Source organism: Neisseria flavescens (assembly GCF_005221285.1).
GTDB lineage: Bacteria > Pseudomonadota > Gammaproteobacteria > Burkholderiales > Neisseriaceae > Neisseria > Neisseria flavescens.
In genome coordinates this window covers 1,408,544-1,421,055 of the sequence record NZ_CP039886.1, presented here as the reverse complement: position 1 = coordinate 1,421,055, position 12,512 = coordinate 1,408,544, and the positions used below count along the sequence as shown (strand labels likewise).

General features: G+C 41.7%; 16 protein-coding genes. 4 read left to right on the top strand and 12 right to left on the bottom strand.

The window, feature by feature from the left end; genetic code table 11:
- Positions 1-101: 101 nt before the first annotated feature.
- The 12 genes from FAH67_RS07310 to FAH67_RS07255 form a co-directional block, all read right to left on the bottom strand.
- A complete protein-coding gene (locus FAH67_RS07310) occupies positions 102-1,058 on the bottom strand; it encodes an IS110 family RNA-guided transposase (protein ID WP_112890673.1) in 957 nt (318 codons plus the stop codon).
- Positions 1,059-1,357: 299 nt separating this feature from the next.
- Positions 1,358-2,539 (bottom strand): zonular occludens toxin domain-containing protein, encoded by a 1,182-nt coding sequence (locus FAH67_RS07305; RefSeq protein ID WP_112890672.1) that lies wholly within the window; start codon positions 2,537-2,539, stop codon positions 1,358-1,360.
- 4 nt (positions 2,540-2,543) lie between these two features.
- Positions 2,544-2,834 carry a DUF2523 domain-containing protein gene (locus FAH67_RS07300; protein WP_003681097.1) on the bottom strand — a complete coding sequence of 97 codons (291 nt, stop codon included), beginning with the start codon at positions 2,832-2,834 and terminating at the stop codon, positions 2,544-2,546.
- A gap of 1 nt (position 2,835) precedes the next feature.
- Positions 2,836-4,356 (bottom strand): IgG-binding virulence factor TspB family protein, encoded by a 1,521-nt coding sequence (locus FAH67_RS07295; RefSeq protein WP_112890671.1) that lies wholly within the window; start codon positions 4,354-4,356, stop codon positions 2,836-2,838.
- Entirely contained in the window at positions 4,280-4,603 is a 324-nt protein-coding gene (locus FAH67_RS07290) for a DUF1132 family protein (protein WP_112890670.1), read from the bottom strand. Before FAH67_RS07290 ends, FAH67_RS07295 begins: the two co-directional genes overlap by 77 nt.
- Before the next feature lie 127 nt (positions 4,604-4,730).
- Positions 4,731-5,006 (bottom strand): hypothetical protein, encoded by a 276-nt coding sequence (locus tag FAH67_RS07285; RefSeq protein WP_003682796.1) that lies wholly within the window; start codon positions 5,004-5,006, stop codon positions 4,731-4,733.
- 12 nt (positions 5,007-5,018) lie between these two features.
- On the bottom strand, positions 5,019-5,237 hold the full coding sequence (locus FAH67_RS07280) for a major capsid protein (protein WP_112890669.1): 219 nt from the start codon (positions 5,235-5,237) through the stop codon (positions 5,019-5,021).
- An 87-nt stretch (positions 5,238-5,324) separates the two neighbouring features.
- Complete coding sequence (locus FAH67_RS07275; protein WP_049336678.1) at positions 5,325-5,528, bottom strand: hypothetical protein; 204 nt, start codon at positions 5,526-5,528, stop codon at positions 5,325-5,327.
- Between the two features lie 13 nt (positions 5,529-5,541).
- Positions 5,542-5,853 carry a hypothetical protein gene (locus FAH67_RS07270; protein WP_112890701.1) on the bottom strand — a complete coding sequence of 104 codons (312 nt, stop codon included), beginning with the start codon at positions 5,851-5,853 and terminating at the stop codon, positions 5,542-5,544.
- Positions 5,846-7,165 carry a replication initiation factor domain-containing protein gene (locus FAH67_RS07265; protein WP_244284790.1) on the bottom strand — a complete coding sequence of 440 codons (1,320 nt, stop codon included), beginning with the start codon at positions 7,163-7,165 and terminating at the stop codon, positions 5,846-5,848. The genes FAH67_RS07270 and FAH67_RS07265 overlap by 8 nt, the downstream gene beginning before the upstream one ends.
- Positions 7,166-7,187: 22 nt before the next feature.
- Positions 7,188-7,418, bottom strand: coding sequence for a hypothetical protein (locus tag FAH67_RS07260; RefSeq protein WP_112890890.1), 231 nt, complete (start codon positions 7,416-7,418; stop codon positions 7,188-7,190).
- Between the two features lie 134 nt (positions 7,419-7,552).
- The gene (locus FAH67_RS07255; protein ID WP_003680834.1) at positions 7,553-8,614 is read right to left on the bottom strand and encodes a L,D-transpeptidase; all 1,062 of its coding nucleotides are present in this window, start codon (positions 8,612-8,614) and stop codon (positions 7,553-7,555) included.
- A gap of 139 nt (positions 8,615-8,753) precedes the next feature.
- On the opposite strand from FAH67_RS07255, the gene rlmD reads away from it, so the two are divergent.
- The 4 genes from rlmD to FAH67_RS07235 all read left to right on the top strand — a co-directional run bounded on the left by rlmD (position 8,754) and on the right by FAH67_RS07235 (position 12,500).
- Complete coding sequence (rlmD, locus tag FAH67_RS07250) at positions 8,754-10,079, top strand: 23S rRNA (uracil(1939)-C(5))-methyltransferase RlmD (protein ID WP_003680833.1); 1,326 nt, start codon at positions 8,754-8,756, stop codon at positions 10,077-10,079.
- Positions 10,080-10,113: 34 nt separating this feature from the next.
- The gene (locus FAH67_RS11840) at positions 10,114-10,377 is read left to right on the top strand and encodes a transposase (RefSeq protein ID WP_080566946.1); all 264 of its coding nucleotides are present in this window, start codon (positions 10,114-10,116) and stop codon (positions 10,375-10,377) included.
- A gap of 17 nt (positions 10,378-10,394) precedes the next feature.
- Entirely contained in the window at positions 10,395-10,877 is a 483-nt protein-coding gene (locus FAH67_RS11835) for an IS5 family transposase (RefSeq protein ID WP_112890727.1), read from the top strand.
- Between the two features lie 147 nt (positions 10,878-11,024).
- Positions 11,025-12,500: a 23S rRNA methyltransferase gene (locus tag FAH67_RS07235; protein WP_112890888.1), complete on the top strand. Its 1,476-nt coding sequence runs from the start codon at positions 11,025-11,027 to the stop codon at positions 12,498-12,500.
- Positions 12,501-12,512: the final 12 nt, after the last annotated feature.

Here is a 12,512-nt window from a genome sequence, read left to right as displayed (position 1 = left end):
TTTCATATGTTTCTGTCTTTAATTGGTATTTAGTTATTGCATTTCCAACAGAAACGACAAAGAACGGCTGTTTTACAGCCGTTTTGTTTTGTATAAATTCGTTAAACCGTCTGATGTCGCGCTTTATCAAACGGCTTTTTAGTCTTGTGTATATAAAAGGCGATTTTCGCCAATTTCCGCATTAGTGCAACGATGATTATCATCTTAGGCTTTTTTGCCGCTTCCAAATTGCTTACAAGTTGAGGAAATGCATTCATGCGGTAGGCAACAAGGGCAGGCATAAACAAGGCGCGTTTTAATTGGCGGTGTCCGTATCGGCTCAATCGGCCTTTTTTATTGACACTTGTCCCTGATTGTTCAATTTTTGGACTTAGACCGGCAAAGGCTACAAATTTATTCGCTGTTTCAAAATTTTTATCTGTCAGGTGTCTTAGTAGTATCACTGCGGTTTCTTTTCCTATTGCCGGTATGGTTTGCAGGTTTTGATATTCGATATTTAGACTTTCTTTCTGCTTTATCATGCCTTCTATCCGCTTTGATGTCTGATCTATTTTTTCTTCAAGCAGTTCTATGATTGCTTCATGGGTTGATTTTATGTATATGTCTTTTGCGGTATGCAACCTGTTTTGTGTTTCTTTTTGCTGTTCTTTTAGTTGTTGCAGCAGATTAACCAGCTTATAGAGTATGGGATTTTCAGACGGCCTAAACGGTGTCAGTTTGTCTAAGTGTCGGTTTGCAAATTCGGCAATAAGTTTTGAATCTGCTTTGTCTGTTTTGGTATTGCTGAACTGACTTTTTGCGTATTCTTTGATTTTTAAGGGATTAATAACATAAACGGTATATAGTGCGCTCAAATATTCTGCCACCTGTTCGTAGTAAATGCCTGTTGCTTCCATGCTTATGGCAATTTTTCTAATTCGTTTTGTTTTTATCCAATTAATCAGATTCTCAAATCCTTGTATATTATTGGATATTTTTATATAGTCTTTGCTTCCTTTAGTTGTAATCAACGTTGCATCTATCGTGTCTTTCGACACGTCCAACCCTATTACATTCATTTTTCATTTTCCTTATCTATTCAGCCTAAAATGGCTATGATGATATTCAATCTTTAAGGTAATTGGACGGTTCGACATTTCTTTTCGTCAGTTTTTAACTTTGGCCGTTATACTGTCTAAACCGCCCAGGCTTTTGTTTTGCGCTTAAACAAAAACCTGTAAACCGCCTCAAATAAAACGATTTACAGGTTTCAATTTAATTTACCCAATTTCAAAAAGGCGGGAGTTCCCGCACCCCGTTGATATTTATTTAACCGTTGATTCCGCTTAGGCTACATCAACAATTAAATAAATATCTCTTAACTGCCGACCTTTGCACCGTTTTGGAATCCGGTTGTTTCTCCTGCTTCGACATAACCATCATACATCAGGTTTTTAGGGCTTTTACCGCCCATTGTAAGAACTTGTCCATTTTCAGGCGTGTAGGCTGTCTGCGGTGCCGTTTGTGACTGTTGTGCTGCCTGTTGTTGTTCGTCCTTATACGGATTGAAAGGCAAGCCATTTTTGACATAATCTTTGCACATTGCCTTAGTGATTTCTTTAAGCGGTGTTCCTTGAACGCTATAACAAGTACAGCCACTATTACCACCTTCAACGCAACCGGCGATGTATTCAAAGGTTTTAACTTGTCTTACATTGTCATAAATGGGCTTGCTTTCAGGTTTTTCGGCTAGAGTAGGTACAAAATCTTCAGGCTTAAGATTTGAATTTATATCTTGTGTACTTTTGAATTGGTCAGTTTCTGTAATTGCCTGCGGTTCACTTGCAGACGAATCAGAAACAGATTGAACTACTTCAGATTGGCCGCTACCTTGTTTATAAATCTGATAGACGTTGAAACCTTTCCAAGCCATGAAAGCAAATATACCTATCAAAGCCCAAACAGCAAGCGGAATGTTCTTTTTAAACTTCTGATGCTGGCTGGATGATTTGTAATACTTAAAGGCATCTTTAGGCGGTTTCCAACTAGCTGATTCAACACCGCTGACACCGGCGGGATTATCCAAACTTGTTACACATTTATACCAAGAATACTGCTTCATCCCCACGGCTTTTCGTTCAAGATGTGTATGTTTTGACACAAGATTACGCACAAATACATCAAGCTGACTTGGATGCTGTGTCATCAAAATAACTGTATGGCCGTGATGGCGGAGTTCAGTTAATTCTTGGATATAGGGCGGAACAGGACGACCGGCAGCGCGAACAGGATAGGTATAGTGTGCTTCATCTACAATCAAGACGGCGCCTTGCGGAATAATATCGCGCAACGGTGCAGACATGATTTCTTCTTCAGTGAGTTCATGGGCATTGAATTTGCGTTTATCCAAACCGTCAATATGGCAGAAATAGAGCGGGCGATCTACTTCAGTACCATCTTCTAGTTTCATTTTGAACAAACCGTCTTCATTGTTCAGAATCATGGACACGACGCGCGAAGTCTTGCCCGTACCCATGTTTCCTGTAAACAAATAAATCATAAGGCTACCTTGGCATAACAAAAGTTAATTTACTTAATGTATTCATTCCAATATAAAAACTGAATGCACCGAATAAATAACCGAGACCTTGGCCAAAACCACCGATTAAAAGTAAATTAAGAATATCAGACGACATGGAATTTATGGCATTTAGGGTGTAATCCTTAAATTTGTTTAGCGCAATCATATAGCCTGCATATGTCACAAACGTCATGCCAGTAGCAATAATTATTCTGACAATGAGCATTTTTAACAGGATTCCTAAAAGAGGAATCAATCCGGCGAGCAGCGGCATATTATCCCTTTCTCAAAGAGCCGAAAACGATAAAGGCAGACATAATAATGAATCCAAGTAGAACGGCAAAACGAACTTTTTCCATGAAAACGCAGAGCGGTTCATAACTTATTTGTACCGGTCTTCCCCAAATGTTGAAACTTTTGGGTTGAGGACAAACGCCATTTGGCGGCAAGAAATTGTCACTATCCCACGTTTTTTCATCAGTTACCTGTGGAATTTTAATATCATCAAACATACCTTTTTCAGGTTTGCCCATTTTGTCACAGGCTAAAATGTCTGGAAAAAAATCACAAAGTAAGCCTTTTGATTCTTCTTTCTTATCATCTTTTTTATCTTCTTTTCTTTTATCTTTATCAGATGGATCATCATCCGGATCAGGTTTATCATCTGGACGTTTATCAGGCTTATCATCGGGATTACCGTCAGGTTTTTTATCGGGCTTTCCATCGGGATTACTGTCGGGATTACCGTCAGGTTTAGATTTAGGTGCTTCTGGGCTACCTGGATCAAGATCAGGTCGTTGAGTTGTTGAAACATTTGCCGTTGTATTGCCGTTTGAATCTTGACCGAAAGTTATGGTAATTTGCACCGGCTTACCGTTTTCAGGGGTTACAGGGCCAATGGTTACGACTGTACCGGCAGGAACTTTGATATTTTCTTTATATTCAGGTTTGCCAGTTCCTTCAACAAAAGGGGTAGGATTTGAATCTATTGTATTTGTAGCAATTTCTAAAAACTTATCGGGAGTAAGTTCTTCGCTGTAATTTTTTATAAAACCATATGCAATTGATAAGGTTTGAATATGGCAACTAACCCCCCAGCCATTCCATCTACATTTTGGAGACGTTCTAGCATATTCATCCCCGAAATATTGATCCATTAAACCTTTATGAATTTTTTCATAGTCGGATTGAACTTGCATTGTTAGGAGGGTTTGAGCATCTTTTGCTGATTTTCCCCCCTTTGAAAGAGCAAGCATTACGGAAGAATCTACGCCAACACAGGAGTAATAACCGGGTTGACTCATAAATTTACCTAAACAAAGCGCATTATCATAAACTTTAAGATATGTATCGGCATTTGCAGAATAATGATAACCTGCTGATTCTAATGTAGGATTTACGAGTTGATAGGCATCATATGCATATGATGCAGCTCCAACGTATGGAGCAGCTTTTAAAGCAAGTTTTGCACCTGCTTTTACAAGGCGAAATGCGCCTGATAGTACGGCTTTTCGGGAGACTGAAGCTTCAAAAATTGTAGGTACGCCAGCACGCGTTGCACCAGTTGGCGAATGTTCTAAAATGGTTCTAATATTTGATTTAAAAGCATAGTTATTACCTTCTCTCCTAAAGTTTTTAACTAAATCTTTATCGCTATCCCATACCAAATTAACTGAATCAGTACCCGGAATTTTAGAAACTTTTCTAGCAGCAAATGATTCAATCGGAAAATATAGAACTAAGATTATAGATACGATCGCTATTACCGACTTTGAACTCAAAGAATTTTTTGTCATTTTTGTAAAATTCCCTTATTAAAAGAGAAGAATCATCATCAAAAACAATTTCCCAAACCTCTTCATTAAGTTTTCTATGATAAAGAAAATCGAAATATTCAATAATGTTAAATTTAATAGAACGATTAATTTTAGAAAACTCTACAAACTCCTGCTGAGCTATATATGACATTGGGCAATTAAAATATTTTCCGCCTGCTTGATATTTAAAGAGTGCTAATTGGGCTTCTGTAATAAACGGTTTCATAATACTAACTTTCGTAATGGTTGCTGAAAGTTAGATTCTGCCATTACCCGAATAGGGTATCAATCCTTAAATAAAATTGCCCCTATCAAAACAGGTACTACAAGACCCAAGTAAAAATAGTAATCCATCATTTAAGTACCCTTTTCAAAATGGATACGAAATAAACCGATGCCATCACGCCGAATAAAAGCCATCCTGTATCTAAACCGCTTTTCAGATTATCGGCAGGGTCGCATTTGGGTAAATCAGCTTTAATCGTCTGTCCGTTCAGTTTCCATAATGTGCCGTTGTACTCAGGTTTGATGATTTTGCCGTCTTGTGTTATTTGAGGTACTACCAAGCTGAAATAGACGTTTTCAGCTTGGCTTTGCTCAAGACATTTATTCCCAACTTGGTAGTACATCTTAATTACCTTTTATCGCAACAAGCGTTTCACGATGGCAATCACGAACAGGGCAGCAAATACACCGACTACCAACCAACCGGCTTCAAGGCCGTCGGCTTTCGCTGATTCAATACCTGTTTTTGCGGCTTCGGGCAAAGCGGCATAGGCTTGTGTAGCCAAAGCCAGAGGAGCAGCGGCAACAACGGCCAGTTTTGCGCCGTATTTACGGCAAGAGTTCATCAACTTCATGATGTTTTCCTTTACGAAATGTTTAAAAAAATGTGTTTGCGGGCTATGTGAAGGTTTTAGAGACCGCCCGCCGAGAGCCTCTTAAAATTAATCTTCTTTTGTATAAAAACTGAAAATTAAAAATTCTCCGCCGATTTCTTCAATCGCCGAACTGAAAGCATCTTCATAACTTTCATATTGGCCGGCAGATTTAATGTTGGGCGTAAAGCCAATATCGCCGAATGGATCAGGATAGATGAATTCATGATTTTCGAGTTCTTGAACAATAAATTTTTGCTGATACTTACTCATGATTCAGACTTTCTTAGGCTTTGGGCGTTGCGCCTTTAACTTTGAAATCAAGCAATCTTGGAATAAGACCTTTACCTGTTGATTCCATGGAGACGGTTACTTCAACCGCACAAGGGAATTTAAGATTTTTCAGCTTTTCAAAATTATGGCTATCGCCAAATTTCATGCTTGCAGCGGTAAAGCCCACGGCATTGCCGTTTGAAGGCATGGGGCTGGCTACTAAAACGGTGCATGAATCGATTTTGTTACCGTCGATTTCGCCTTTAAATTGTTTTGCGCCCAAAAAGGTTGCTGAATATGTGGTTACTTGGCTTTGCTCAAACATTTGAATTTCCTTTACTGTTTAAAAAATTTGAAATAATTTTTTCTTCGAGTTCGATGTCTTTAATGTGCTGTTTTTCCCTGTCTTGTGGGAATGCGGTTTCTTTCTCATCAAGCAAATCATCAAGTAATGTTTGCATGTTCAAATCATCAATTGCTTTTTGCTCTTCGTGTATATACTGGATCTTTTGTGTCTGATCTCTACAGTCGTATTGTTCAGGTTGTAAACCTTTGGGATAACCTTCAATGCCTTTTACAAGTTCATCGACAATTTTTGTATCATCCCAACCTATATCACGAAGGAAATTAACCATCTTTCCAACCTGATTACGCGCATGGAACAGTTTGTGATCGAAAGATAGATTCACTGTTTCTGTCTTGGCATCCATCCGCTTGGCTTCTGTTTTGAATATCCCTGTACATATCGGATAAGCACCGCCAAGATACGAACCGGGATAAAGCAAAACATCTAAGGGGATTTCTATATCGCCTGCCCTAAATTCAGTTTCAAACCTGACCCAAGGACTATTGACATCGCCAAATTGTTTTCCTTTCTCATAAACGCGGGTAAATTTAGAATTTCCGCGTTTACCTACATAAAAGGTTTTGCCGCTACCATCATCATTGCGCCATGCAGTACCGCGACATTCGCTTTTTGGCCTCATATTGTGAACGTCAAAATGACCGTTATCATGATCAAGTAATGCCTGATCGGGTGTGTATTCGCCTTTGAAAAAATCATGGGCGACATCAACACGGGTAATTTTTGGACGTATACACTTACTTAAAAACTCATACAGTCTGTTTTCCCAACCGGGTATGGCAGCCTGACAACCTGTACCATTCAATTCAACCAGCATTGTTTCTCGCTGACCGCCATAATGAACCTTTCCGTATTCGACGTTATCGGGTCCTAGTTGGTAACAGCTTTTGTAGAAAAACTTTCCTTTGAACGGTAGTTTTTGGGTAATGCCAAAACCTAAAATTTCTTCTAACAGCTCGCTATACTTCACAACAAATTCTGTATCTGATACCAATCCTTTACCTGTTACTTTCGGTAAACTGTCTTCGTGAATCGTGAAAGTGATTTGGTCAATAAATGCGCCGTCATCCCTTCCTCTTCTTAACGGTATTTCGATGAATTTGCCTTTTCCATCCGATACGAAATGGCTGAAATATTCGAATTCGAAGTCTTGGTTCTCCGATTTTTCCGCACCCTTCGGATTAGGGGTTTTATTTTGCTCCCCCCCTATTAGCCTAGGGGGGCAGCCTTCGGCGGTTGTCGCAGCCTTGCCGTCCGCTGACGCGTCCGCCATATCCGCGACCACCGCCACGGATTTATCTTCCCAAGATTTCACGGCGATATTCCTTATTCATCAATTCCCTTACTAAAAGTCTTCCGCATTCGTTTGCAGCGTTTTCAGCCTTGTGTTTTAAAGCTGGATAGGAAATAGGAAAGCAAAGGGTTTTGACACATTGAGATTCATCATTTATATCCTTGAAAACTTTGAGGATATATGCCTTTGGAAAAGATACTGGTTCGGGATTTACGGTGTAGAAAATAAGCATGATTAAAGCCCCTTCACTGGCTTAGTTAAGGGGCTTTACAAGAATTAAGAATATGCGCCCCTGATGGAACGCAATATATAAGGCCGTCTGAAAAATTCATTTCAGACGGCCTTTGGCTATGTATTTTGTTCTGCTTAGAACAACAAATCTACCGGTTCGCTGCTTGCCGGAGCATCTTTCACTGGAGAAGAGGCAGGGGCAGTAGCCGGTTCGGAAGCGGCTTTAGGAGCAGAAGCAGGAGTATCGGCCGGAGTGGTTGCCGGTTTGGCAACAGGTTTTGCCGGTTGCACCGGAGTCGGACGAACGCTTTGTTTCGGTTCGGATGCTGCCTTGTTTGTATCGTCGGTAGCATCGACTTCGATTTCAGTGCCTTGAGGCAATACCATATCTTTAGCAGGAGCCGGTTTCGGCATGACTTTAGGTTTGCTGTAAGCATCCGTGCCGCTGGTCCATGCCAAAGATTTCAAAGGCGATTTGAGTTTCACGCCTTTGGCGCAGGTCAGACAGTTTGCTGCACCGGTGCGTCCTTTCAGGATTGCATCCACACGAGCGGCAGGAATGGTTTTACCGTGCGCTTTTGCCCAGGCGGCAATGCTTTTTTTCAGGGCAGCCGTATCAAGGTTTTTCTTGTCGTATGGGTCACGATAGGCAGCCAGCCACAAGTTTTGGTTGGCATCTTCGTTCAGGCTTGCCATTTGGTAGATAACGGAGGCAGGAGAACCTGTTGCGATGGTTTTGGCGAATTCCAATGCGTCAGGCGATTTCATGCGCACGCAACCATGGCTGCGGACGCCGGGTACGCTGGCAGGGGCATTGGTGCCGTGAATGCCAAGGCTTAATTTAGGGTCGCCAAGACGGACAAATACGGGGCCCAGCGGATTATTTGGGCCGGCAGGTACGCTTTTTACGCCGTCATTGCGTTCTTTTTGGATGGATTTAGGGATATGCCAAACCGGGTTGTAGGCTTTTGCGCCGATTTTATGTTCGCCCAGATTGGTTTGGGTCATGGCTTTGCCGACGGCAACAGGATAAATTTTGCTCAGTTTGCCGTTGTCGTAGAGGAACAAACGCTGTTGCGTAATATTGATAACGACGTGCTGTCCGGAAGAGGCGGGGGAGACGTCTGGAATAAGCGTGTTTGCAGCAGCGGCTGAAGTTAAAAGGGCGGCTGTCAGGCCGAACAGTATTTTTTTCATGTCGTCTTTTTTTGTAGGGTTTGAAATGAAAGTTTTTGGCGCATGATACCTGAAACTCTGTGTTTTTGTGAGAAAATATGCGCTTTCGGTATTGGAAGACAGTCAAACGGTCGGGTAGCGGCTGAGTGACGGAAACGGTATGGGTGTGAAAGAACAGTATCAAGAGACGGAAGTTTTTTCTTTGGATTATGAGGGCAGGGGTGTTGCCAGAGTCGATGGGAAGACTGTATTTATCGGCGGTGCGCTGCCTGGAGAACGTGTAACGTTTGTCATACATAAAGAGAAAAAGCAGTTTGCCGAGGCTCAAGTTGAAAAGGTTTTGAAGGCTTCTTCCGAACGTGTCGAGCCCGCATGTTGCTATTTTGATACATGTGGCGGCTGTTCACTTCAACATGTTTCTTTCGGAGCACAAGTTGCGTTAAAGCAACGGATTTTGGAAGAGCAGTTGGAACGGATAGGTAAGGTCAAGCCGGGAATAATTTTATCCCCTTTATATGGTTACTCCTGGTATTATCGCGATAGAGCACGTTTGAGTGTTTCGGTGGATAAGCAAGGCCGTCTGAAACTCGGTTTTCAGGCCAAAAAAAGCCATGATGTCGTCAATATCCGCCATTGCCAGATTTTGCCTAAACATGTGTCCGATAGATTGCCTGATGTCCGTAATTTGCTGCAAAAGCTGCATGATGACGGTGTAAAAGTGAAATTTGTTGAGTTTTATTGCGGAAAAAATGTGACGGTGCTCAACATTCGTTTCGTAAATCAACCGTTTGGACAAATATTAAGCGAATTGCGTAATTGGTTTGATAAGATATTGTCGGGTGCTGAAAAGGCATGGCAAATATGGCTGCAAGATCATGCCGAGTCCTTGCCGTTTTATCCTGAGAACGCGCCTGCCCTGAACTATACTTTTGCTCAATTTGATGTGGAAATGCCTTACAAACCCGGTGACTTTACGCAGATTAATGCGCAGCTGAACGAAGTGATGGTGGCAAGGGCTGTTAGGCTTTTAAATCCTCAAAAAGGGGAACGGATTGCCGATCTGTTTTGCGGTTTGGGTAATTTCAGTTTGCCGCTGGCAAAAAGTGGCGCATCGGTTGTCGGTATTGAAGGCGCCGATTATTTGGTCGATAGGGCAAGGGAAAATGCACGCCTGAATCGTTGTGCTGAGAATATAACGTTTTCTGTCGCAGACTTATTCGATACCGATGAAAAGATTGTTGAGTCGTGGGGGCAATTTGACAAGATGTTGCTGGATCCGCCGAGAAACGGGGCTTATGCTGTTGTCAAATCGCTACACAAACCGTTTTTGCCTCAGAAGATAGTGTATGTTTCGTGTAATCCATCAACATTTGCACGAGATGCCGGTGTCTTGGTTGATAAGGGCTATAAGTTTAAGGCGGCAGGAATCATGAATATGTTTGCGCAAACCTCACATGTTGAATCTATCGGTGTGTTTGAGTTGTAAGAACCTGTATTCACAAAAATGATAAAATATCTTTATGACTAGGAAATCCTACCCAACAGACTTAACAGATGCCCAATGGCAAGCGATTGAGCCACATTTTAACCGGCTACGCCACTACAAATGGGATAAACGCAAATTAGTGAATGCCGTTTTGTACATTACCAAAACAGGTTGCCAATGGCGTATGCTGCCCAATGATTTTCCACCTTATCCGACCGTATGGAGTTTCTATCGCAGAGCCAACCAATCAGGCTTATGGGATAGGATTCTTTTGGCATTGGTTCAAAAAAACGTTTAATCCATCAAAAACAAGCGATGCCGACTTATGCCATTATTGATTCGCAAAGTGTCAAAACAGCTTCCGGCGCACATGATAAAGGTTTTGACGGAGGTAAAAAAATCAAAGGCCGTAAGCGACATATAGCTGTTGATACGTTGGGTAACCTATTGTCTGTTGTGGTTCATGCAGCCAATATTCATGACACAAAAGCAGGTATTTTTGTAGCAAAAAAAGCGTTTGAGACCTATCCGGGTTTAAAAGGTTTCTGTGCAGACGCAGGTTATCGGAATACATTTGAGCGCGAAGTATCGGAGCAATTGGGTTTAACTGTTGAGATTTCAAAGAAAATTCAAGATATTTCTTGGCATATTCTGCCCAAACGTTGGATTGTAGAACGAACGTTTGCATGGTTGGGTTGGTCTCGACGTTTGGCAAAAGATTTTGAGCAGACGAATTTATCTGCTGAAAATTTTGTCAAACTAGGGTATATTTCACAAATATTAAAATTTATCAAATAGTTGTTTGTGAATACAGGTTCTAAATTGGTATCAAGTCCTTTATGTGAGTAGGGTTTTTAATGTAAAAATGAGTGCATTCATGTTATCATCATTCGTTTGGGGAATTAATAACGTTGAAGTTGCGTGTAAGGCAACAGATGTTAATAAATGCAGTTTGCAGCACAAGACCGGGAGGTGTTCTTGAACTATCAACTTTTAATTATTTTTTTGCTGGTGCTTTTTTTACTGGTGTTGTTTTTTGTTCGTCGTAAACAAAGTAACAATTCAGACAAACAAAGCGCACATGCATCAAAAAGCGGCCGTACATCTGCTACTCATACAGCCTCCTCTGAGGATGGAAACGACTGGATTGAGAAAGTCAACCAGACAGTTTCCAATGCGGATAATCAAGACTGGGAATGGGGTGGAAGCGGCTCAAATGATGCAACAGCTTCTGTTTCCGCACAAGAAGTCGATCCGTTGACCGAATATCAGGTTTATAAACAGTTTGGCTATGAGAGCAAAGCAGCGGAGTCTTTGTCCGGTTATCTCAATACTTTGGAAGACGGCGCTCCGGAAAAACTGGTTCATGAATTAATCGGTTTGAATCTGCGTGTCGGCAATATCGATATGCTGGCGGATACGCTTGAGCGTCATAGTGCTTCCCTTTCTGAAGACAGCGTAGCCGAATACCTGAAAGCCGGTCTGGCTTTGGATTCTACTAACCTGCGCCTGCGTGTTTTTGCCGAGCATCATCTTGGTTGGAATATGCAGGAAGTGGACCGTCAAATTGGCGAACAAAGCGGTTTGGAAGTTGCTTCCGACGAGCATATTGCCTTTGAGAACGACTCGGTTGAGCGCATTGTCGTTCCAGGCATGGGCAAACGTGCGCCTATCGTATTAGGCAAGAAAGATTTTGGCGAAATCAGCCCTGAAGAGATGGGTGCGGTTATTGGTTTTGCCAAACCGGAGCGTAGTGCAAAAATCCTGAAAGACAAGATCAGCTACGAGACTGCTTTGCATCAATACAACAAAGCAATCCAAACTTCTGCGAAGCCTGCTGGTCTCATTATCGATGCCTTGCGTCTGGATTATCAGAATGAAGAAGTAGGGCAGTTTGCCAAGCATCTGTGGAAGCTTTACCACTCTTTGGGTCAATATGGTCGTCAAGTAAAAGAACGTATGCTTGGTTGGGGTTATAGCCTTGGTTATCACGAAGTTTTTGATGATTTGGAAAAAGGGCCGTCTGAACAGCAAATTAAAGAGATTGGCTTAAAGCGCGGTTATATTCAGCCCAGTTCTTTGCAGATGAAAGCCAAATATCGTGAGTTGGTTCAAAAAGACTCTTCGGTTATCAGCGCCAGCTCTTCGCCTGCTGATGAAGCTTTGAAAGAAGTGGAATCTTTGTTGGCCTACGGTCAGTTGGATTTGGCCATCGGTACTTTGGAGCAGGCTGTTTTGCAGTATCCTCAAGAATCGCAGTTGTACATTATCTTGTTTGATTTGTACGAACGCGTTGAAGATTGGGGACGTTTGGAACAATTTCTGCGCTTGTTGCGTGAACGTGTTGTCAGCCTGCCTGAAGAGGTTGTCTTGGCAATGAGCCGTCTCTTGCAACGAATGAACCAATATTCAAAAAAATAAGATAATCGTAGA